This is a genomic window from Prevotella sp. tf2-5 (assembly GCF_900115435.1).
Classification (GTDB): Bacteria; Bacteroidota; Bacteroidia; order Bacteroidales; family Bacteroidaceae; genus Prevotella.
In genome coordinates, this window is the sequence record NZ_FOWK01000003.1 from 179,305 (window position 1) to 201,436 (window position 22,132).

The 22,132-nt window shown below is 46.8% G+C and carries 24 protein-coding genes and 1 tRNA gene; 8 read left to right on the plus strand and 17 right to left on the minus strand.

The window, feature by feature from the left end; all coding sequences use genetic code 11:
* The first annotated feature begins 64 nt into the window (after nucleotides 1-64).
* Entirely contained in the window at nucleotides 65-2,089 is a 2,025-nt protein-coding gene (locus tag BM257_RS04450) for a PorE family type IX secretion system protein (RefSeq protein WP_092068810.1), read from the plus strand.
* Here BM257_RS04450 and BM257_RS04455 read toward each other — a convergent pair.
* Genes BM257_RS04455 through BM257_RS04470 form a run of 4 tightly spaced genes read right to left on the minus strand, consistent with a single transcriptional unit; the run spans nucleotide 2,064 to nucleotide 3,834 of the window.
* Nucleotides 2,064-2,405, minus strand: coding sequence for a DUF5056 domain-containing protein (locus tag BM257_RS04455; RefSeq protein WP_092068813.1), 342 nt, complete (start codon nucleotides 2,403-2,405; stop codon nucleotides 2,064-2,066). The genes BM257_RS04450 and BM257_RS04455 overlap by 26 nt on opposite strands.
* Nucleotides 2,398-2,922 (minus strand): RNA polymerase sigma factor, encoded by a 525-nt coding sequence (locus tag BM257_RS04460; protein ID WP_092068816.1) that lies wholly within the window; start codon nucleotides 2,920-2,922, stop codon nucleotides 2,398-2,400. The genes BM257_RS04455 and BM257_RS04460 overlap by 8 nt, the downstream gene beginning before the upstream one ends.
* A gap of 47 nt (nucleotides 2,923-2,969) precedes the next feature.
* Nucleotides 2,970-3,164: a PspC domain-containing protein gene (locus tag BM257_RS04465; protein ID WP_092068818.1), complete on the minus strand. Its 195-nt coding sequence runs from the start codon at nucleotides 3,162-3,164 to the stop codon at nucleotides 2,970-2,972.
* 4 nt (nucleotides 3,165-3,168) lie between these two features.
* The gene (locus tag BM257_RS04470; RefSeq protein ID WP_143096746.1) at nucleotides 3,169-3,834 is read right to left on the minus strand and encodes a DUF6249 domain-containing protein; all 666 of its coding nucleotides are present in this window, start codon (nucleotides 3,832-3,834) and stop codon (nucleotides 3,169-3,171) included.
* Nucleotides 3,835-4,008: 174 nt separating this feature from the next.
* Here BM257_RS04470 and BM257_RS04475 point away from each other — a divergent pair, with 174 nt between their 5' ends.
* From BM257_RS04475 to BM257_RS04485, 3 genes are read left to right on the plus strand one after another with little or no spacing between them, the layout of a single operon-like run.
* Nucleotides 4,009-5,241 carry a methyltransferase RsmF C-terminal domain-like protein gene (locus tag BM257_RS04475; RefSeq protein ID WP_092068824.1) on the plus strand — a complete coding sequence of 411 codons (1,233 nt, stop codon included), beginning with the start codon at nucleotides 4,009-4,011 and terminating at the stop codon, nucleotides 5,239-5,241.
* The gene (locus BM257_RS04480) at nucleotides 5,238-6,032 is read left to right on the plus strand and encodes a thymidylate synthase (protein ID WP_092068827.1); all 795 of its coding nucleotides are present in this window, start codon (nucleotides 5,238-5,240) and stop codon (nucleotides 6,030-6,032) included. Before BM257_RS04475 ends, BM257_RS04480 begins: the two co-directional genes overlap by 4 nt.
* Before the next feature lie 30 nt (nucleotides 6,033-6,062).
* Nucleotides 6,063-6,539 (plus strand): dihydrofolate reductase, encoded by a 477-nt coding sequence (locus BM257_RS04485; protein WP_092068830.1) that lies wholly within the window; start codon nucleotides 6,063-6,065, stop codon nucleotides 6,537-6,539.
* Between the two features lie 2 nt (nucleotides 6,540-6,541).
* Here the strand turns inward: BM257_RS04485 and BM257_RS04490 are convergent, their stop codons facing one another.
* From BM257_RS04490 to BM257_RS04505, 4 genes are read right to left on the minus strand one after another with little or no spacing between them, the layout of a single operon-like run.
* On the minus strand, nucleotides 6,542-7,012 hold the full coding sequence (locus BM257_RS04490; RefSeq protein ID WP_092068833.1) for an ExbD/TolR family protein: 471 nt from the start codon (nucleotides 7,010-7,012) through the stop codon (nucleotides 6,542-6,544).
* Between the two features lie 20 nt (nucleotides 7,013-7,032).
* Complete coding sequence (locus tag BM257_RS04495; RefSeq protein ID WP_092068836.1) at nucleotides 7,033-7,548, minus strand: biopolymer transporter ExbD; 516 nt, start codon at nucleotides 7,546-7,548, stop codon at nucleotides 7,033-7,035.
* Nucleotides 7,549-7,597: 49 nt separating this feature from the next.
* On the minus strand, nucleotides 7,598-7,972 hold the full coding sequence (locus tag BM257_RS04500) for a hypothetical protein (protein ID WP_092068839.1): 375 nt from the start codon (nucleotides 7,970-7,972) through the stop codon (nucleotides 7,598-7,600).
* Nucleotide 7,973: 1 nt separating this feature from the next.
* The gene (locus BM257_RS04505) at nucleotides 7,974-8,804 is read right to left on the minus strand and encodes a MotA/TolQ/ExbB proton channel family protein (protein WP_092068842.1); all 831 of its coding nucleotides are present in this window, start codon (nucleotides 8,802-8,804) and stop codon (nucleotides 7,974-7,976) included.
* 115 nt (nucleotides 8,805-8,919) lie between these two features.
* Between BM257_RS04505 and BM257_RS04510 the strand changes: the two genes are divergently transcribed.
* Nucleotides 8,920-11,772, plus strand: a complete 2,853-nt coding sequence (locus BM257_RS04510; protein ID WP_092068845.1) for a C10 family peptidase — start codon at nucleotides 8,920-8,922, stop codon at nucleotides 11,770-11,772.
* Between the two features lie 14 nt (nucleotides 11,773-11,786).
* Nucleotides 11,787-11,963 carry a hypothetical protein gene (locus tag BM257_RS14735; RefSeq protein ID WP_177216015.1) on the plus strand — a complete coding sequence of 59 codons (177 nt, stop codon included), beginning with the start codon at nucleotides 11,787-11,789 and terminating at the stop codon, nucleotides 11,961-11,963.
* 102 nt (nucleotides 11,964-12,065) lie between these two features.
* On the opposite strand, the gene BM257_RS04520 is transcribed toward BM257_RS14735, so the two are convergent.
* From BM257_RS04520 to BM257_RS04535, 4 genes are all read right to left on the minus strand, one after another.
* Nucleotides 12,066-12,153 (minus strand) — tRNA-Ser (locus tag BM257_RS04520).
* Between the two features lie 50 nt (nucleotides 12,154-12,203).
* Nucleotides 12,204-12,986 carry a TatD family hydrolase gene (locus BM257_RS04525; RefSeq protein ID WP_092068851.1) on the minus strand — a complete coding sequence of 261 codons (783 nt, stop codon included), beginning with the start codon at nucleotides 12,984-12,986 and terminating at the stop codon, nucleotides 12,204-12,206.
* A gap of 12 nt (nucleotides 12,987-12,998) precedes the next feature.
* Nucleotides 12,999-13,976, minus strand: a complete 978-nt coding sequence (locus tag BM257_RS04530; protein WP_092068854.1) for a polyprenyl synthetase family protein — start codon at nucleotides 13,974-13,976, stop codon at nucleotides 12,999-13,001.
* A 4-nt stretch (nucleotides 13,977-13,980) separates the two neighbouring features.
* Nucleotides 13,981-14,700 (minus strand): energy transducer TonB, encoded by a 720-nt coding sequence (locus BM257_RS04535; protein WP_092068857.1) that lies wholly within the window; start codon nucleotides 14,698-14,700, stop codon nucleotides 13,981-13,983.
* A 102-nt stretch (nucleotides 14,701-14,802) separates the two neighbouring features.
* On the opposite strand from BM257_RS04535, the gene porQ reads away from it, so the two are divergent.
* Nucleotides 14,803-15,747, plus strand: coding sequence for a type IX secretion system protein PorQ (porQ, locus tag BM257_RS04540; protein WP_092068859.1), 945 nt, complete (start codon nucleotides 14,803-14,805; stop codon nucleotides 15,745-15,747).
* Between the two features lie 17 nt (nucleotides 15,748-15,764).
* Nucleotides 15,765-16,457 (plus strand): (d)CMP kinase, encoded by a 693-nt coding sequence (gene cmk, locus BM257_RS04545; RefSeq protein ID WP_092068862.1) that lies wholly within the window; start codon nucleotides 15,765-15,767, stop codon nucleotides 16,455-16,457.
* Nucleotides 16,458-16,484: 27 nt separating this feature from the next.
* On the opposite strand, the gene BM257_RS04550 is transcribed toward cmk, so the two are convergent.
* Genes BM257_RS04550 through BM257_RS04570 form a run of 5 tightly spaced genes read right to left on the minus strand, consistent with a single transcriptional unit; the run spans nucleotide 16,485 to nucleotide 22,051 of the window.
* Complete coding sequence (locus BM257_RS04550; RefSeq protein ID WP_092068865.1) at nucleotides 16,485-18,356, minus strand: DNA topoisomerase 3; 1,872 nt, start codon at nucleotides 18,354-18,356, stop codon at nucleotides 16,485-16,487.
* 28 nt (nucleotides 18,357-18,384) lie between these two features.
* A complete protein-coding gene (locus tag BM257_RS04555; RefSeq protein WP_092068868.1) occupies nucleotides 18,385-19,023 on the minus strand; it encodes a lactate utilization protein in 639 nt (212 codons plus the stop codon).
* 12 nt (nucleotides 19,024-19,035) lie between these two features.
* Nucleotides 19,036-20,184, minus strand: a complete 1,149-nt coding sequence (locus tag BM257_RS04560) for a cytochrome d ubiquinol oxidase subunit II (protein WP_092068871.1) — start codon at nucleotides 20,182-20,184, stop codon at nucleotides 19,036-19,038.
* Nucleotides 20,185-20,216: 32 nt separating this feature from the next.
* Complete coding sequence (locus tag BM257_RS04565) at nucleotides 20,217-21,809, minus strand: cytochrome ubiquinol oxidase subunit I (protein WP_092068874.1); 1,593 nt, start codon at nucleotides 21,807-21,809, stop codon at nucleotides 20,217-20,219.
* A 17-nt stretch (nucleotides 21,810-21,826) separates the two neighbouring features.
* Nucleotides 21,827-22,051: a DUF4492 domain-containing protein gene (locus BM257_RS04570; RefSeq protein ID WP_092068877.1), complete on the minus strand. Its 225-nt coding sequence runs from the start codon at nucleotides 22,049-22,051 to the stop codon at nucleotides 21,827-21,829.
* Nucleotides 22,052-22,132: the final 81 nt, after the last annotated feature.

The following is a 22,132-nucleotide window of genomic DNA, read 5'->3' on the forward strand; positions in this document are numbered from 1 at the left end:
GAGTAGTATCCTTGATATCCAGAGGGCAGACAATAAAAAGGTCTGTCCTCCGTTTATTTGATATATGCGCAAAGTTCTGTTCATGATGCTGGTGAGCCTACTCCTTGTGGGTTGTGGTGCTGATCAGGCAATGAAAAAAGGAGATAAGTATTATGCCTTAGGCGAGTATTACGATGCCGCGGCACAATACAAGAGAGCATATGCCCAGACCCCTGTCAAGGAAAGGAAGCTCCGAGGAGAACGTGCCTTGAAAATGGCAGACTGTTATCGACGCATTAACTATACGCAACGTGCCATTGCCGCCTATCGTAATGCTTTGCGCTATGGGCAGCAAGACTCCATGACACAATTGTATCTTGGGCAGCAACTGCTGAAGAACGCCAGTTATAAAGAGGCTGCAAAAGTTTTTGATGATATGCTTGTTGACTCTGTTGCCGCTCAGAGTCCTGCCGTCGCCAAGATACTCGCTCAGGTTGGAAGACGCTCTGCCCAGCAGGCTCCTGTCTGGAAGCAAGAGGGTTCACGTTATACTGTAAAGCGTGAGAATATCTTTAACTCCCGTCGTGCGGAGTATTCTCCCTGTCTGGGAGGCGACGCCTATGACCGTCTTTACTTCACCTCTACCCGTAATGAGGCGACTGGTGATGAGTTAAGTGGTATCACTGGAACAAAGAATGGTGATATCTTTATGTCGCAGAAAGACGAGCAGGGTAAGTGGCAGCGTCCACAGGTGATTGATTCTGAACTGAACTCTGCGGAAGATGAGGGAGCTTGTTGCCTGACTCCTGACGGACATACCATGTACCTGACCATTTGCAAGACAGACAATAATTATCCACGTTATGCGAAAATAGCCAGTTCACGACGCTCTGATGCCGCATGGACAAAGGCGCAGGAGGTGGAATTGACACGTGATACCCTTTCGCTTTTCGCCCATCCTGCTGTCAGTCCTGATGGCAGATGGCTCTACTTCGTCAGCGACATGCCTGGTGGTGAGGGAGGAAAGGATATCTGGCGAGTACGCCTGTCGGAAACCAATATGGGTGGTGTGGAGAACCTTGGGGCTCCCATCAATACACCTGGTGATGAGCTCTTTCCAACCTTCCGACCCAATGGCGACCTCTATTTCTCTAGTAATGGACATGAGGGAATGGGGGGACTTGATATCTTCGTAGCCAAGCCTAACGCTTTTGGATGGCAGATAGAGCATCCGGGGTCTCCTCTGAACTCTAACGCAGATGATTTTGGAATGACCTTTGAGGGGATGCTCAACAAAGGCTTCTTCTCCTCGAATCGTGGGGATGCTCATGGCTGGGATCATATTTACTCGTTTGAGAACCCAGAGATTATCCAGACAGTCAAGGGCTGGGTCTATGAGCAAGAAGGTTATGAATTGCCACAAGCTATTGTCTATCTCGTTGGCAACGATGGTACCAACCTGAAACTCAGCGTCAAGGGTGATGGCTCGTTTACACAACAGATTAAACCGAATGTCGACTATGTCCTGTTGGGAACATGCGTTGGTTACCTTAATCATAAAGAGGAGTTGCGTGTAGAACCAGTAGAAGACTCGGAAGAATATGTATTGCAGTTTCCACTTGCCAGTATCACGGCACCTGTCCTCATTGACAATATCTTCTATGATTTCGACCGTGCCACCCTCCGTCCTGAATCCACGGAGGCACTCGATAAGCTGGTGGTGTTGCTGAATGAGAACCCGCATGTCGCTATTGAGCTTGCCGCTCATTGTGACTATAAAGGTAGTGAGGAATATAATATCCGACTCTCCCAGCGTAGAGCAGAGTCAGTGATCAACTATCTGATACAAAAGGGAATTGCCAAAACACGCCTGCAGGCAAAGGGTTATGGCAAAGGTAGTCCTAAAAAGATACGTAGAAAACTTACGGAGAAATATCCGTTCCTGAAAGAAAACGACGTTCTGACAGAGGAATATGTCAGAACGTTCACACCCGAAGAGCAGGAAATCTGTAACCAGCTCAACCGTCGTACGGAGTTCAGGGTGACCAGTACTACCTATGGCATGTTCGACAAAGAGGGTCGTCTTATCGAATCACCCGCTCGTAACTGATAATCTCGTACACACCAACCATCAAAAGACTGAAGAGTGCCAGGACCACCATTGCGGGATGAACCTGTGGTGGCTCAGCCATTGTGGTACGCAGGAATACCTCCATCTGCACCAGTAATAGCTCGAAGCCATGGAAGAGATAGAAGAAAATGGCAGCGATGAGGATACAGCAAGTTGTCCAGATGCGTGTGAACCATTTCATGCTACGTCTCGGCAACTGACTCATCACCTGTTCTGTGAAGCCATTGTCAGCTATTGTCTGTTGTGCTGCCTCATTGAAAAACTGTTGCAGCAGTTGTTCGTCGTGTCTATCCATAACCGTTCTGTTTTAAATAGTTTGCTAGTTTTTCCTTTCCCCTGGAGAGGTGTGACTTCACCGTTCCCTCCTTCATCTGCGTGATCTTTGCGATACCAGCGATGTCGTAGCCATCGATGAGTTGCAAGGTGATACAGGTACGTTCATCAGGCTTTAGCAACGCAAGCGCATGGTAAAGGTCCATCTTCAAAGTAGGAATTTCTTGTGAGTTCTGCCGCTCTGGTACGTTGTCCATGTCAGCAAGTTGCTTATGCGACCGTGTATAGTCGTAAAATACATTATAGGCGATACGCATCAGCCATGTCTGGAAGGAGGCGAGTCCGCGGAACTTCCCGATGTTGGTATATGCCTTGATGAAGGTGTCTTGTGCCAGGTCGTCACTCAACTGCTCATCTCCCAAGGTCTGATGCAGGAAGAAACGTCGCACGGGTGACTGGTAACGGCGCACGAGCTCATCGAAGGCTCGTCGTTTGCCTAATACCGCCACCTGTGCTACTAGGGAGATGTCAGTTGTCATTTTGTGATATTTCGGTATTTCGAGATTCCGGTATTCCAGGATCCCGACTAAATTACCTTACTTTTATCTGGCATCACGATCCATGCCACGATATAGAACAATACTCCAGAGAAGCATGTTGCCACTGTCAGGAAAGCATATCCTAAGCGTACGGCAACAGGGTCGAAGTCCAAATACTCTGCGATGCCGGAGCATACACCAGCAATCACGCGATCGTTAGATCGATACAATCTTTTAGTCATTGTCTTATTGTGTTAAGTTATTATTATTCAAATTGTTATTCTTACTTGCTGTCTTTGCGGCGATTACTTTACCCAAACCGATACAGAATACCAAGGCGCCAATGCCAAAGCCTATCTCGTGAGCGGCGAATCCAAGGAAGATGGCAAGTCCGATACCCACGAAACACTGACGGAGTCCTTTCTGATACTCATCACTGATCTCTTCCTTGGGCGATTCCAACAACTGGTCGGGAATCGGTTGTCCGTTCTGCATTGCCATCTGTGCCATCTGCATCTTCTGCTTACGGTTCCTGTTAACCAGATAAAAGAGAAGGAAAAGGAAGAGGATAGGGGAGAATAACAGCAGGAAAACGAAGATGATAACAATCACGGCGAAAACCCAGGCAAGCCAGGCAAAGCTGGAGTTGTTCATCTTGTCGAAAGCTTGACCTATTGCCTCGAAAGCCTTATCGACATCCTCGTCATTGTCACTATCCCATTCAAAAGAATAATGACTGTTGGAACTGCTGTCTACTGCGGTGGTGTCAGAGAAAGCGTCCACTGCGGAATTGTTTTTGGTAGTATCCACCAACTCTGTGCCCTGTGGGGTGTGACGGTGCTTTTGTGCTATTGTCGGAACACTCATTCCCAGTGTGAGCAACATCGTTAAAATGATCAGTCTTTGTTTCATGTCCATTTGTTTTTTATTGTTTTGTTCACTTGTTTGACGTTACAGTATGTAAATTAGTTGCAAAGGTACTAAATTTTTTTTATTTTGACCTTAAAAGGTTGAAAGTAGGAGGCATTTCGGAAATCCCCAAATAAATTTGGTATTTTTCTCAATTTGCACTACCTTTGCAAGCAAATGACGACTTTACCTGTTGAGTTCACTACTTATACCCGTCAACTGATGGGCGATGAGCGCTTCGAGCGATACCTGCGATCGTTCGAGGAAGAGGCTCCTGTGAGCATCCGTCTCAATCCTAGGAAGCCCGCAGGACAACCTGTTGACGGGGAGGAAGTGCCTTGGTGCCGCCACGCTTACTATCTGAAAAGTCGTCCGAACTTCACGTTTGACCCTCTCTTCCATGCCGGTTGTTATTATGTGCAGGAGGCAGCCTCGATGTTCTTGGACGAGGTTATACGCCAACTGTCAACGGTCAACGGTCAATGGTCCGCTTTAGACCTGTGTGCGGCTCCTGGTGGGAAGTCGACACTGTTACGCTCGGCACTGCCGGAAGACTGTGTCCTTTACAGTAACGAGCCCATTCGTGTCAGGGCGAATATCCTCTCGGAGAACGTCCAGAAATGGGGTTGGGGTAACCATATCGTCACGAATGCCTATCCTAAAGACTATCGTAAGTCAAAGATGAAGTTTGACCTCATCCTCTGTGATGTCCCTTGTTCTGGTGAGGGCATGTTCCGCAAGGACGAGGCGACGATCCGTGAATGGAGTCCGCAGAACGTGGAGAAATGCTGGAAACTGCAACGCGACATCGTCGTTGACGCATGGGAATGTCTTAACGAGGGTGGACTGTTGATATATAGTACGTGTACCTTTAATACTAAAGAGAATGAGGAGAACATCCGCTGGATACTCGACAACTACGAGGCGGAGGTGCTGAAAGTGGAGACAAAACCGGCTTGGAACATCACCGGTTCACTGCTCAATGGCTTCGATGAACCCGTCTATCGCTTCATCCCAGGCATCACGAAGAGTGAGGGGCTCTTTATTTGCGCATTAAGAAAAGGAAAGAAACCAATTGTTCCACCCCATGGAACAAAGTGTTCCACCCCATGGAACAAAATGTTCCACCCCATGGGACAAAGTGTTCCACCCCATGGAACAAATGAGGAACCGGCACCTGTCGCACAGATAGCGCTATCCTACCCTCAGGCTATGGCGTATCTAAGGCATGAAGCCCTCGTTCTTCCAGCCGATACACCCCGCGGCATCGTGGAGGTATGCTTCCTCGGTCACCCCCTCGGACTTGCCAAGAACATCGGTAATCGCGCCAACAACCTCTACCCTAAGGAGTGGAAAATAAAAACGACACATATCCCCAACGAATACGAACCTATACTTAAAAAGATATGAAACAATATTTAGACATACTGAACCGTATCCTGACAGATGGTACCCAGAAGGGGGACCGCACAGGAACAGGTACGATCAGCATCTTCGGAACACAGTCACGTTACAACCTTGATGACGGCTTCCCTTTGCTGACGACCAAGAAACTTTACCTGAAAGGTATCATCTACGAGCTGCTATGGTTCCTGAAAGGCAGTACAAACATCAAGTACCTGCAAGAGAACAACGTGCACATCTGGGACGAGTGGGCAGACGAGAATGGTGAGTTAGGTCCAGTCTATGGGCACCAGTGGCGCTCATGGCCTGACTATAACGGTGGCGTCATCGACCAGATACAGTATGTGGTCGATCAGCTCAAGAACAATCCTAACTCCCGTCGTATGATCGTATCGGCATGGAATGTCGCAGAGGTCAATAAGATGGCATTGCCTCCTTGTCATACCATCTTCCAGTTTTATGTCGCAGGCGATCGCTTGTCGCTCCAACTCTACCAGCGTTCAGCAGACACCTTCTTGGGTGTTCCCTTTAACATCGCCTCATATGCCCTGCTGTTACAGATGATGGCGCAGGTAACGGGATTCAAGGCTGGCGACTTCATCCATACGACAGGTGACACGCATCTCTACCTGAACCATCTCGAACAGGCGAGGCTGCAACTGACCCGTGCCCCTCGTCCCCTGCCGACGATGACGATCAATCCGGACGTGAAGAGCATCTTTGACTTCCAGTATGAGGATTTCAAACTGGAGGGTTATGACCCATGGCCACATATCAAGGCGGAGGTGAGTGTGTAGTTGACAGTTGATAATTGACAATTGATAGTTATGATCAGTATTATTGCAGCAGTAGCGAGGAATCGCGCTATCGGTTTTCAGAATAAGTTATTGTATTGGTTGCCCAACGACTTGAAACGTTTCAAGGCACTGACTACCGGGCATACCATTATCATGGGGCGTAACACCTTTGAAAGTCTTCCCAAGGGAGCACTGCCCAACCGCAGGAATGTCGTGCTGAGTCGCACCACCAAAGAACTGCCGGGTTGTGATGTGTTCCCTACCCTCGAGGATGCCTTGAGGAGTTGTCAGCCTGACGAGGATATATATATAATAGGTGGAGCCCGCGTCTATGAGCAGGCAATCTCGTTTGCCGATCGTCTTTGCCTGACGGAGATTGATGACATCCCGCAGGATGCTGATGCTTTCTTCCCAGACTATAGCGATTGGAAAGTAGAAACCAAAGAGGTGCATCAGAAGGATGAGAAGCACGCCTTCGAATATGCCTTCGTGGATTATGTCCGCTAGTTTTACTCTTTGTTTCTCTCTGTAGCGGAGTAGTTGATACGAAGGGCTCCAGCTTGTCGTAATGCTTGTTTGACATCATTGATAACCCCCATGTCCGTATCACGGTCGGCATGGACGCTGACAGTCATTCGCATCTTGTCCTCATTCGACATCTGGTCACGTGCCTCTGCGATAGCACCGGGTATCTCATAGACAGACACATAATGGTCGTTCACCTGGATACGGGTCTCGTCGGAGATGACCTTTCCTTGTTCGTCCACAGGATGTCCGATATACAGATACACCACACTGCCCTTATATCCTGTCTTCTCCAGTTCCGTACCTTGTGGGACGACATAGCGCACCTTCAACTCTGTCTGTCGCATGTGGGTCACAATCATAAAGAAGAAGAGGACGGTGAAGATTAAATCTGGCATCGATGCGAGATTCAACCCTGGTATTTCGTGACTATGATGACGACGGAAACGACTCATTGTTTCAATTCTTCAATTTTTCAATTCTCCCTAGGTTGTGCTTCACTGATACGTAACGGATAACGTTGGATGATTTGTTCCCGTTCCTCTGGGGTACATTGCGAGAAATGATGTCCATAACGCTGTTGTGCCATCTTCTCTCGCAGGGCATGGAAGGCGGCGACAATCGTGTTCTGCATCTCGAAATATGCAGCATAACTGGTTGTCCGGTCTGTCTGTACTCCCACCACATACTGCTCAGTCTGTCGGCTTGCCACAAATGACTCCACCTGTTGCTGCAAAGTCGCAAATGATATCGCTTTGTCATCAATCCACAAGGAATCGTGACTGTCGAGACGGATCTGCATTACGTTACTGCGACTGATATCTATCTCCTTCTGGGGTTGGTCGTCCACAGGAGGCAGTTGGCGCGACAGTCCTTTGTCCGTGTCCATCGAGGAGGTCACCAAGAAGAACACCAATAGCATGAACGAGATGTCAGCTGTTGACGTGGTGTTCAATAAGGGAACGTCCCTCTGTTTACTGCGCAAGAACATAACTTCAATTCTTTTAGTCGCTTCGCTTTGTAAAAGCGTCTCGCGACGATTACTTTAATTTCCTGTTTACTCCCGACATACCATAGATGACAAAGCATCCGGCAATAATCATGAGGATGGCAGACGAGATAATCAGTCCATCTGTGGTCTTCAACCAGAAACGGTCTGTGTAACTGATACCATTGATCATCAAAGGTTGTGAGGAACCTGCAAAACAGGTGATGAGCAACAACAGGATGGTGCATCCTGTCACCCCCCAGGCAATACGCTTACAAGGTACTTTGTTGCTGGAGGCAATACTGTCGTAACGATGACGGAAAGAATGTACTGCTGAGATAATGGCTGTCACCAATGCGGTCACGAGGGTGGCATACATCAGCCACAGCATCACCTCCGCCAATAGATATCCACCAATATTCCCCATCTCAATCGTTCGTCTTTAATTTCTCTTCTTTCATCTTACAGATGCTGTCAAGCAAGGTAATCGCACTTTCCTCCATCTGGGAGGTCAGATGCTCTATCTTCGAGAGGATATAATTATAAAAGAGCTGCAAGATTAAGGCGACGATAATACCAAAGATGGTGGTGATGAGTGCCACCTTCATGCCAGAGGCGACGATAGTAGGACTGATGTCTCCTGCCGTCTGTATCTGGTCGAACGCCATCACCATACCGATTACTGTTCCTAAGAATCCAAGGGAAGGTGCAACGGCAATGAATAATTTAATCCATGAGCAGCCTTTCTCCATGTTGGAGATCTGTACAGTACCATAATTCGTCAACTGACGGTCTATCTGGTCTAAGGGTTCTTTGATATGCAGCAACCCTTGGTAACAGATGCTTGCCACAGGTCCGCGGGTCTGACGACAGAGGTCTTTGGCACCCTCCACATCATTCGCTTCCAACTTAGCATCGATGTCCTGCATCAGTTTCTTGGCATTGACCTCTGACAGCGTCAGGTAGATGATTCGCTCAATGCAGAAGGCAAGACCGATCACCAAGGCGAGTGCCACTAATGACATAAAACCAGCGGAGCCCTCAATGAACTTCGACTTCAGCAGCTTATGCAGTCCACCACCCTCAGAAGCGTCCATCCCATTGAGGTCAGCATCAATCAAAGCCATTGCAGAGTCCGCGGCAAGGGTGTCACTCACCACCAGTCCTGCGGAGTCTGTTGGTTGGTTGTCTTGTGCCATCATAGGTTGAGCGAAAACAAACACACCCATCATGGCAAGAAGCGCAAATAGTTTTTTCATATCGTTTATCACAATTTGACGGCAAAGATAAGCATAAAAATCGGAAAAAGTTCGGCTATTTTAATTATTTTGCTTAAATTTGCAGCATAACTATTAAACCAAAAACAATTTAACTATGAAGAAAGTTGTACTTCTTATGTTCGCATGCTGCTGGTCAATATTATTGACAGCAGGAGATGTAATGCCGGAAAAGGCCTTACAACAGGCAGCAGACTTTCTGAACCAGAGGGCAGCCACTGGTAGTAGAAGAGCCTCTGTGACATCTCAGCAACTGACAATGGCCTCTCGAATCAGTGACCTTTATGTTTTCAATGTTGCCAACAATGGCGGTTTTGTCATCGTTAGCAACGATGATACCACGACCCCTATCCTCGGCTATGCTGATAGTGGAAACTTCGCCCCTGACAATATCCCTGAAAACATGAAGGCATGGCTACAGGGTTATGCGGATGAGATAGCATGGGCAAAGAGTCATCCCGTCATTGCAAAGGCGTCAAGACGTGTCGCTTCTGCTGTTAAGACACCTATTTTACCGTTGGTACAGACGAGATGGAATCAAGACAATCCACAGAATGCACTAGCTCCTTATTATGGTGTCAAAGAATACAACTATGTATATAGTACGACAGGATCAGAAGCAGGCGTGGAATGGTTTCGTTGCGTCACAGGTTGTGTCGCCACAGCGATGGCTCAGGTGATGAACTACCATCAGTGGCCTACTACTACTACTACGGACATACCATCTTATAAATGGGAAAGGGCGAATGTTACACTTTCAGGGTTGCCTTCTTTCAGTTTCGACTGGGCACATATGAAGAATAATTATAGTAGTGGATATACTTCAGAAGAGGCAGAGGCGATTGCCAATCTCATGCACTATTGCGGACAATCTGTGCAAATGGACTATGGACCTGAGTCTTCTGCCAGCTCAAGTATAGTAGCCTATGCGCTCAAAACCTATTTCAACTATAATACAACTGCCAAGTTTTTGTCACGCAGCTCATATAGTTACACCAACTGGATTGAGATCCTTTATAATGAGTTGTCACAGAATCGACCAGTCCTTTATGGAGGACAGTCTTCTGGTGGAGGTCATGAGTTTGTCTGTGATGGATACCAAGGTGAAGACTATTTCCATATCAACTGGGGATGGGGTGGTGACAGCGACGGCTTCTTCAAATTGTCAGTACTGAATCCTGATGAACAAGGTATTGGTGGAAGTGGTTCAAAAGATGGTTATCATTATGGACATGATGCTATCGTTGGTATACAGAAACCATCTGATGCAGGGACAGTCTTGGAGCCTTCGGAAAACAAATATACCTTACAATTGAATAGTATCAGTATAGATAAGACATCGGTCGCTATGGGCAATCCTGTTAAAATTACAGTCAATGTGTCCAATACAGGAGAAGACGATTATGATGGTGATATTTGGCTGGGAGACGAGGAGATGGGTCTGCTCACTGGCGGTGATTTCTTCATACCACATGGTGGGTCTAAGAATTGCATCATCAATTATACTCCCAGCGGATTTATCGGGACAGTCAATATCACAGCCTACAAACCGTTAAATACTGGTGGCTATTCAACGATAGACAAATATAAAACTGTTAATCTGGAAGTGACAGCAGGTGGTGGCGGTGGAAGTTATCCTACAACAGATAATATTGATCTGGCGGTAACTCTGACTTCTATAGAAAACGCTAACGTAGGAATGACGGAGTTTTACGATAAGGTATTAAACGCTACCATTACTATTTCTAATTCATCATTGTCTGCTAATTATTCTGGAACGTTCTGTCTCTATCTCAATGGAGGTGGATATAAAAGATGGCAATCTGGTCCTGTTAATATTCCGGCAGGTGGCAGCATTGACTGGAATTATACATTGGATGAACTCGTGCAAGGAAGCTCTTACCATTTCACCTTCACTCAGCAGAAAGCGGGGACGCAAACGGCAGAGCAAAATTTTGGTACTACATTCAGTCCATACGAGGGAATATCTACTTTTGCTGCTGATGGCACAAAGACGACCGTAAAGGCAACGTCCAGTTTTAGTGCACCTGCAGGTGCCTTAGCCGTAGACTTGTCGGCAGCAAGTGTGACATCTGTAACACCTAACTCACAACCTAACTGTATCTATATTTACAAAGGGTCGAAGCCTAGTGGGCTCGATGGTAAAAATGTCATTAAATATGATGGTGATTATACAGCAGAAGATATCATGCTGTCAGATGGTCACGATTTCTATTCTCCTGTCAACTTCATAGCAAAGAACATCGAATTTACTTTTAGCAACGACAAAGACAGATGGGCTGATGGTACCAAAGGATGGAACACCATCATGTTGCCTTTCGATGTTAAGACAGTGACTGCCAATGGGACTGCCATCGATTGGTTCCATAGCGACAGCGATACCGATAAGCAGTTCTGGTTGAAGGAGTTTACTAGCGATGATGAGAGTTCTGTGAACTTCGGTTATACGACAGCGATGAAGGCGAATACTCCTTATATTATCGCATTGCCGGGTAACCATTGGGGAACAGCTTATGACCTTAGTGGTAAGACGATCAAGTTTATCGGTACTGATGCTATGGTAAGTAAGAGTGCTCCATCTGTCGTAACAGCAAGTTACTATCGCTTTGTTGGAAATACCCAGGCTGTCAGCACAGAGAATATCTATTGCATCAATGATGAAGGTAGTAGCTTTAAGTTGAAAGTCTCTGGTGGTAGTCCTGCCTTCCGCCCATTCTTCAAACCAGGTATCGCAGATCGTGTTGTAAGCAGTCTTCCTCCTGTTTCTCTACTTGCTATTGGAACGGATGGTGGTACCACAGGTATCCATATCATCAAAGACATCAATGGTAAGAAGGATGATGTGTACTATGATCTCAATGGTCGTTGTGTACTCTATCCGAAGAAGGGTGTCTATATCCTGAATGGTAATAAGGTAATTATTAAATAATGGAGGACACTACAATGAAAAAGACATATTTCAAACCAGAAAGTGAGCTTATCCTCATGCAGCCTGTACAACTTTTAGCAGGCAGCGGTCCTGCTGCTGGTGACATGCCCAACCCGGGAATAGGTTCAAGAGAATTGTTCGACTTCGAAGATATGGGAGATGAGCAAATCAATGAAATCCTGAAATTGTAAAGAGAAAGGGGATGTGTCTAACAAAGACACATCCCCTTTCCTTTGCGGAAAGAACAACAAAGCCCCGAGTTTTTCCTCGGAGCTTTGAATCTATTCATCCTGCGGAGAGAACAGGATTCGAACCTGCGAACCGGTTTTGCCGGTTACACGCTTTCCAGGCGTGCCTCTTCAACCACTCGAGCACCTCTCCTTGTCGTAAGCGGATGCAAAGGTAGATAAAAATAAGCAATTAGCCAAATTTTATGGGAAGAAAATGCGTGCTACGTTTTCATTCGTCTGTCTGCAAATCTCTTCCTCTGTAACCCCATAAGCTTCTGCCATCCTCGTAATGACATGAGGAATGAAGGCTGGTTCGTTACGTTGTCCTCGCATCGGAACGGGTGCCATGTATGGAGCGTCTGTCTCCAAGACAATACGGTCTAAGGGAACACAAGCAGGCAGCACCTCAGGCAGATGACTTTTCTTAAAGGTCAGTACACCACCTATTCCCAACACGAAGTTCTCAAATTCCAAAAGTTGGCGTGCCTCTATCTCATTTCCTGTAAAACAATGGAACACTCCACCTGGAAGATTTCGTGCGTACCTTTTTAATATATTAACCATCTCATTCTGTGCCTTTCGACAATGTATCATCAGTGGGAGACGAGTCTCCACAGACCAGCGTACCTGTTCCTCGAAAGCCTCCAACTGTTCTTTCTCAAACTCACGACTCCAATAGAAGTCCAGACCGACCTCGCCAATGGCGAGACTGTTGACAGTTGACAATTGACAGTTGATGCTGGAAAGGACTTCCTGCCAATTGCTCTTCACTTCCTCAGGGTGTAATCCAAGCATCGGGTAAGCATAGCCAGGGAATCTGCGACAGACCTCCATGACCGTCTGGCACGATGGGAGGTCGATGGCAGGTACGAGAATCTTTGTACAACCAGCCTCACGAGCTCGCTGAACGACAGCGTCCAGATCATCGTGGAACTCCTCGCCATCCAGGTGACAGTGAGTATCAATATAATAAACTGTTGGCATTTGTCGATGAGCTTATTTGTTGCGATGCAATAACTCGTCCATATACTGGCGGAGAGCCTGTTTACGCTCCTCGGGAACATTCACTTTCTCCAGACACAGGGCTGCCTGTAGGAAATAATCATTAATCTTCTCCTCACAGAGTTGACGGATACCAATTTCATCATAAAGACGTGTGACAGAAGCCACCTTGACTTCACGATTGAAGGTCTTCGCCTCTATCCAGCGAGTCAGTTCCGCACGCTGCTTAGTATCTGCACGATTATAGGCATTGATAAGCATATAGGTTTTTTTGTTGGAGGCGATATCGCCACCTATCGCTTTGCCAAATACCTTGGAGTCGCCATAGACATCCAGAAGGTCGTCCTGCAATTGGAAGGCAAGTCCTAGCTGCTCGCCAAACTTATATAGGTTGACGATATCCTCTTCCGGGGCATCAGCAAGGATGGCACCAATCTTCGTGGCACAGGCAAGTAACACAGATGTCTTCAAACGAATCATTTCAATATACTCTTCTTCACAAACATCATTGCGAGTCTCAAATGTCATATCGTACTCCTGCCCCTCGCCGATTTCCAATGCTGTCTCTGTAAAGCATTCGAGGACAGCCTCTAGTTTGTCTGAGGGTACTTGTGCGATACGCTGATAGGCAAGTACCAGCATGGAATCACCAGAGAGGATTGCCTTATTGGCATTCCAATGCTTATGTACCGTCTCATGACCACGACGGAGGTCTGCATTGTCCATGAGGTCATCATGCAGTAGCGTATAGTTGTGGTAGGTCTCCAGTCCACAAGCGGGCATTAGGATTGCCTCTGGATCCTCATGATAAAGGTTGTAAGCCATTAGCATCAGCACGGGACGGATACGCTTGCCGCCGATTGACAGTACATAACGGATGGGGTCGTACAGGGACTGGGGCTTCCGCTCATAGGGAAGTTGGTCTAGGAAGTCATTGACAGACTTCAGAATGTCATGGGATGTCTTTATCATAGTTTTATAATTTAAATACAATAGGAATACTGACTTTCGTGCGACAAGGTTGACCGTTCTGCACACCTGGTTGCCAGTTTGGCATCATGCCCAAGACTCGTAAAGCCTCTTTGTCACACTCCCTAGAGAGGGACTGTACGATTCTGAGCCCTGTAATAGAACCATCTTTCTCTACATAGAAATGGGCGATAACTTTCCCTTGCGTTTTCTTTACTTGGGCAAGTTTGGGGTATTGCAGATTCTTTGTTAACCATTTCATGAATTCCACAGCACCGCCAGGATATTGAGGAAGATCCTCCACCAAGCGGAATTTCAAAGGATTATCCTCCGGGTCGATACCCATTGGGGCTATCGCCTTAGGCTCCTCCTCGCCTTGTAGTTCCTTCAATAGCATCTCATCCTCTCCTTCACCCTCTGCCTCAGCCACCTGTTCCTCTTGAGGTTGTAGCTCCACATGATCATCCACGATACGTAGTTGCTCTGCCTCTTTAGGTTGTGATTTGTCCGGCTCCAACTGGGAAAGTTGTTCCTCTATCGACATAGGAATCATCTCGTCCTCATGCACTAATTCGTCTAGGTCAAGTGTCGCCTCGTCTTTATACGATTCCACACTATTCCATTCCAAAGCGACAAAGAGCATGGCAAGCACCAATACCAATCCCAGAAGGAATCCTGTGGTGCGTTGCTGTTCCATATCAGCCTGTGGCGTCTTCTTTTGTTCCATGTCGTTGGCAATAAATACAAATATTGTGCGTTATTATTTTGCAAAGTTAGCCAGAGATTTTGAAAAAAGCAGTATCTTTGCGCTGAATTTAGGAATTATTAGATGAAAAAAGTCGTTTTTGCCCTTTTCGGTATCCTTTTCACGCTCATGATGAAGGCGCAAGAGAGTCAGGAGGTCTTCACCTTCCTGCGACTGCCTGTCAGTGCTCATGTGGCGGCTCTGGGCGGTGACAATGTCACGATTGACGATGACGATCCTACCTTGATCTTTCATAATCCTGCCTTGATCTGTAATACCGCAGACAAGAGTATCAACCTCAACTTCATGACTTATATGGAAGGCGCCAAAACGGCATCAGCCTCCTTTATCAAGGCTTGGGGCGAGCGTGCTACATGGGGCGTCAGTGCACAATATATGAACTATGGCAGTATGAAAGAGATGACACCTGACAATATCGAGTTAGGAGACTTCTCTGCCAAGGATATTGCGGTGGCAGGCACATTCGCCTATCTGCTCAGTAACCGTTGGAGTGGTGGTGTTACCTTGCGTTTTGTGTCCTCATCAATAGCAGGTTATAACTCTATCGGTATCGCTTCCGACTTAGGACTGAATTACTTTGACGAGGAACGAGGATGGTCGATATCTGCTGTGGCAAAGAACCTTGGAGGACAGGTGAAAGCTTATCAAGATGAGTACGAGAAGATCCCCCTGGATTTGTTGATAGGTGTCTCCAAGCGACTGAATGCCGCACCGATACGCTTCTCAGCCACCTTCTCCCGTCTCAATCGCTGGGATACCAGTTTTATCCAGCATGTGGCACTCGGTGTTGATGTGTTTATAGGTGAAAGCATATATATTGCGGGTGGTTATAACTTCCGTCGTCGTGATGAGATGAAAGTCAGTGACGGAGACGGCAGTAGCAGTCATGGAGCAGGACTCTCTGTCGGAGCTGGATTGTCACTAAAGCGTTTCAAACTTAATGTGGCATATGCGAAATACCATGTCTCCGCATCATCGATATTGATTAATGCGACCTATTCGTTATAATGAAAAATCGATAATAGATGAAAAAGATTACTATAGCTATTGATGGTCACTCTTCCTGTGGCAAGAGTACTATGGCAAAAGACCTTGCCCGTGAGGTGGGTTATGTTTATGTAGATACTGGTGCGATGTACCGTAGTGTTACACTCTTTGCTCTCCGTAACGGATTGTTTACAGGAGATGGAATCAACGAAGAGGAGTTGCGTCACCGTATGCCAGAGATTAACATCTCCTTTAAGTTCAATCCAGAGACAGGTCGGCCCGACACTTATCTGAATGGCGAACTTGTAGAGAACGACATCCGTACGATGGAGGTCAGTAGTCGTGTCAGTCCTATTGCCACTCTTGGTTTTGTTCGTGAGGCAATGGTGGCACAGCAACAACAGATGGGTAAGGACAAAGGTGTTGTGATGGATGGTCGTGACATCGGAACTACTGTGTTCCCTCATGCAGAATTGAAGATATATGTCACAGCCTCTGCCGAGGTTCGTGCCCAACGTCGTTATGACGAACTGAAGGCGAAAGGGATGGATGCTGACTACGACGAGATCCTCAAGAACGTACAGGAACGCGACTATATCGATTCCCATCGTGAGGTATCTCCTCTGCGTAAAGCCGATGATGCCATCGAACTCGACAATAGTCATATGACCATTGCCGAACAGAAGCAATGGCTCCTTGATCGCTTTAATGAAACTGTAAATAAGGATTAGATAATATTTCTTGTTAAGATTTAGCTATCAATCCTTTTTCTTCTTTTTCTTCTTCTCCTCCTCAGGTGACATGACGGTGATGCGACGGTTGGTTGGATCGTGCATCACATTACTGACGATGGCGGTAACCTGGTCTTTCAGTTCCTGGATAAACTGTCCTGCATCGTATTTCTGGTGTTCGATGTCACGCAGTTTTTTCTCCCAGATACCTGTGAGTTCACAACTCTTAAGCAGTTCCTCGCGAATCAGTTCGATGAGCTCGATACCTGTGGGTGTTGCTACCAAGCGTTTGCGCTCTCGTCTAATATAATGGCGTTTGAAGAGGGTCTCGATGATACTGGCACGACTGGAAGGTCGTCCAATACCATTCTCCTTCATGGCTGCACGGAGAGTCTCATCCTCCACAAACTTACCCGCAGTCTCCATGGCACGGAGTAGAGAAGCCTCATTATAATAAGGAGGAGGTGTCGTCCATTTCTCCGTAAGAGTTGGCTGGTGGTTGCCTGTCTCACCTTTGATAAAGGTGGGGAGGGTCTTTTCTTCTTTCTCAGAGTTCTCAGAGTTCTCGGAGCTCTCAGAGTTCTCAGAGAATTTGTCCCTGACGACCCTCCAGCCCGGTTCAAGGATTTCCTTCCCTGTTACTTTGAATTCGATATTATCCACTTCTCCGAGAACGGTAGTAGTGGAAAACTTACAATCGGGCAAGAAGACACCGATGAAGCGTCTTGCCACAAGGTCGAACACCTTCTGTTCGGCATCTGATAGCCCTTGCGGTATGACTCCAGTAGGGATAATAGCATGGTGGTCGGTTACCTTCGAGGTGTCGAAGACACGCTTCGACTTCTTTAATGCCTTACCGCCAATGGGTTTGATGAACTCAGCATAGGGTGCAACACCAGCAAACTTCGTTTGGTAGAGACCGTTGAGTGTCTGTGGACATTTGGGGTAAATATCATCAGAGAGATATTGTGTGTCTACACGGGGATAGGTGGTGTATTTCTTCTCGTAGAGCGACTGAATGAGGTTGAGGGTCATCTCTGCGGAGAACCCGAACTTGCGGTTGCAGTCAACCTGAAGCGAGGTAAGGTCGTAAAGCTGTGGAGGTTGTTCTTTACCCTCTTTCTTTTCTATTTTTGTCACTACGAAAGGCTTTCCCTCAATGGTGGCGAAGGCCTGTTCTCCCTCCTCCTTAGAGGTAAATTTCCCTTTGGTTGCCGTAAATGTTGTATCGCGATAAACGGTGGCAAGCACCCAATAAGGCTCCGGCTTGAAGTTCTCAATCTCTTTTTGGCGATTGACAATCAAGGCAAGGGTTGGGGTCTGTACTCGTCCGATACTCAGCACTTGTCTGTTCTGTCCGTATTTCAAGGTGTAGAGACGGGTGGCGTTCATGCCTAAGAGCCAGTCACCTATGGCACGGGAGAGCCCAGCCATATAAAGTGGTTGATAGTCTGCCTGGTCTTTCAGTTGAGTGAATCCCTCGCTGATAGCCTCGTCCGTCATCGATGATATCCATAGACGGCTGACTGGACACTTGGCACCAGCCTTCTGCATAACCCAACGTTGGATGAGTTCTCCTTCCTGACCGGCATCACCGCAGTTGACGATACGGTCAGCCTTCTGCATGAGACTCTCGATAATAGCAAACTGTTTCTTGATACTCGGTTGGTCGATGAGTTTGATACCAAAGCGTTCTGGTATCATAGGCAGTGATGTCAGACTCCATGACTTCCACATTGGTGTATAGTCATGAGGCTCTTTCAGTGTACACAGATGACCGAACGTCCATGTCACCTGATAACCATTACCTTCCATATAGCCGTCGTGGCTGCTGGTGGCTCCGATAATACGGGCTATATCCTTCGCCACACTGGGCTTTTCTGCAATACAAACTATCATTTGGACGACAAAGGTACAAATAAATAGGCTAATAACCTAAATTTTCACCTACCAAAATGACAATAATGCGTCCCGGTTTACTGCTATTTCGAAGGAAATGGACGTAGTTACAGATACTCTGTGGAGAGTTGCAGTTATGGCATACACCATCTATTTGGCACGGGGTGTTGATGTCAAAACGAGAAGCATTGATGGGGCTTGCCGTACTCCTCGCTCGTTTGAGTGCAGCCTCCACGTCCTGCGTCACTTTGTTCATGCCCACTACAAAGATAACATGTTTCGGTCCCCATGTGATGGCAGCGACGCGGTTGCCATTACCGTCAATATTTACGATAATGCCATTCTCAGAGATCGCATTCGCTGATGAAAGGTAATAGTCTGCATGAAAAGCGCGATAGTACATCTCTTGCTTCTCCTCCGCAGTCTCCACCATGTCTCGATCCCAAATATCTAGTGTGTCGCGTTCTTTCAACAACTGAGGAATACCCAGGTCGCGGACGGTCATGGTGCCACCCCATGTGACACTGCTACCATCGGGAATCAGTTCGCAGACTTTTTTTGCGGCTTCTTTGCCAGTGGCGCAATAATATGCTTCAAAATGGCGGCGCTCCAGATGACGGATCATCTTAGTGCCTAACCGTTGGTTACGTTGTTCTGTTGGTGTCATAATTGTTCTGTTTTAATATGCATGGTCGTCAATGATCTCCTGCTTGTCGAGCTTCTTCTTGTCGATGGCATACCATGCGTAGACGATATAAGCAAGAACAAATGGGACAAGTAGGGATACATAGAACATGGTACGCAGCGTAAATTCACTGCTGCATGAATTAGCAAGTGTTAGTGACGACTGAAGGTCTGCTGTTGACGGATAATATGCGGTATGGTTCCATGCCGAGCAGAGTAAAAGTGCTAATACGGTGAGAACAGTGCCGATTCCAGAAGGCCAGATGCCTCCAATATAGTCCTTCGATACAATCGTCTTTCCAATACCAAAGAGCACGAGGATCACACCGATCAGTAACAGGATGAGGAGGTACCACATGTCCATGAGATTGTGGAAATATTTATAAGGTTCCATGAAGATGGCTCCCGTCTCTGGATTCCATGCATAACCGTCTTTCAACAAGAGATGAACGAGGTAGGCAACGAAAAAGATGAGAAATGGTATAGCAGCTCCAAGGAGGCGTACACTGCCTCGGCTACGAATGTCCTCATCGTTGATATTATTCATTATGTATAGAATGCCCAGAATGCGGGCAAGGAAGACCACGGAAAAGCCGAAGACAAGTACCCATGGGTTGAGCAAGGCGTCCAGTCCGTGAGAAGCATTTGCCCAGCGGCTGATAATAGGTGTAAACGAACCTGTGTCTATTAGATTGTCCTTGGCGATAATGAAGTTGGAACCCTCAAAGAAAGTGGCAACGGCTCCGCCTAAGAGTAATGGTCCCATGATACCATTTAGGGTCAGAAAGAACTGGAATACCTTGGGACCGAGGAAATTGCCTATCTTATTCTGGAACTCATAGCTGACAGCTTGTAGCACAAAGGTGAACAGAATAAGCATCCATAGCCAATAGGCTCCTCCGAAAGAGGTAGAGTAGAATAGGGGGAAAGAAGCGAAAAACGCTCCACCAAAAGTGACAAGGGTGGTAAACGTAAACTCCCATTTACGTCCCGTGGAGTTATAGACAAGTCGACGACCTTCTTCTGTATATCCAAGACTGCCTGCCAAAGAGTTGGCTCCTTGAACAAAAAGCAGGAAAACTAGCAGGGCGCCTAGCAGTGCTACAACAAAGCACCAGTAATGCTGTAAGAATTCGTATGTCATATTCTCTAAACTTTAAACCATAAAATAAAACCCTAAACCTCATCCGAATACTCTGGTCCTTTTTTGATCTGCTTCAAGAGGATGCTGATTTCTACAGCAAGCATGAGTGTAAAGAGAAAGAGGAACAGGAAGAAGGTGAGAGCAACGGCATTGCCATTGATGTCACTGACTGCGACCCAGGTAGGCAACATATCCTGAATAGTCCATGGCTGACGTCCGAACTCGGCAACCAGCCAACCGCTCTCCGAGGCGATATATGCCAGTGGAACAAGAAAGATGGCAAACCAATAGTGCCATGCGGGAAGTCCGGCAATATCGTTGTTGTCGGCTCCCGTCTCAGGGATGATTCCAAAAGTGGCAAGCAAGCGTCTGGTGATGATGGTGATATATGGGATCTTGTAGGTGATCAGTGTCAGGACACCGAAGAAGAGAATGAAGAGGCATCCCATTCCCACCATGATACGGAAAGCCCAGAAATTAATGAGTACTGGAGGTACGATGTTTTTCTTGTCCTTCACATAGCCATAGCCCATATACTGCATATTGGAATTGATGATTGACAATTGTGAATTGGCAAGCTCTTGGCTAGCACCCTCTTTCTTCGCTTTGCGGTAAGCGGCGAGTGCGGTGATGGCTTTTTTACCTCGTTCGATTTTCTCGTCGACGGAGGGCTCTTCCTTTCCATCTGGTGTCGTATAGCCATTCAGAATGTCATTGATACCAGGAACATACCCCTTGGGGTCGTTTGTCGCCATCATACTGAGGGCATAGGGGACCTCTATACCTGGAATGATGGCAAGTCCCTGTTCTGTGCCTCCATCATGCAGTCCTTCAATGGCAGCCATTTTCATAGGCTGGTATTCGGCGACCTGCTGTCCGCTGATATGACCGGTAAAGGCTGCCCCTAGTGAGGCGATGAGTCCTACGACAGCAGCGATTTTAATACTCTCTTTGGCAAGACGAAGTTCACGTTTCTTCATCAGATACCAGCAGGATACGGCAACGACAAATACGGCACCGATAATCCATGCGGAGATGACGGTATGACAGAACTTTCCTACAGCGAAGGGGGAGAAGGCTACAGCAAGGAAGTCGACCATCTCATTACGCATTGTATCGGGGTTGAACTCGCAGCCCACAGGATGTTGCATCCAGGCATTGGCAACGAGAATCCACCATGCAGAGATCGTGGCTCCCAAACCTGTGAGCCAGGTGGAGGCGAGGTGGAATCCTTTTGAAACCTTATTCCATCCGAAATACATGACGGCAACGAAGGTGGATTCCATGAAAAAGGCGAGGATCCCCTCAATGGCGAGGGGGGCACCAAAAATATCACCCACAAACCAGGAGTAGTTGCTCCAGTTGGTACCAAACTCAAACTCGAGGATGATACCTGTGGCAACTCCCATGGCGAAATTGATACCGAAGAGTCTCTGCCAGAACTTAGCCGTGTCCTTCCAGAACGTTTCTTTTGTACGGTAGTAGCAGGTTTCTGCAATACCCATGATGACGGCAAGTCCCAATGTCAGGGGTACGAACAGCCAGTGATAGATAGCTGTCAGGGCAAATTGTGCTCTCGCCCAGTTGATGGCACCTGTGTCAATGTTTAATAATAAGTCATTCATATCTGTATGATTTTAATTTATTGATCCGCCCGTTCTATCATCTCCGTAGCCACGAAATCGGACTCTTCGCCTTTCTCAGTGTGAGTCTTTAGGAAATTGGGAAAGAAGAAGATCTTCAGGATGATAAATATAACAAACAATTTAATAAGGATAATCGTCCAAAGCGTTTTCCCTAGTCGCATGTTCCGAAATCCGTCATAGTAGAGGTCGAAAGCCCTATACCAGAAACTTTGTTTATCCATAGGCTGTCGTTTCCTAGTTCTATTATTTTGCAAATATATGAAATAAATCTTAAACTTCCAATAGATATAAACAAAAAAACT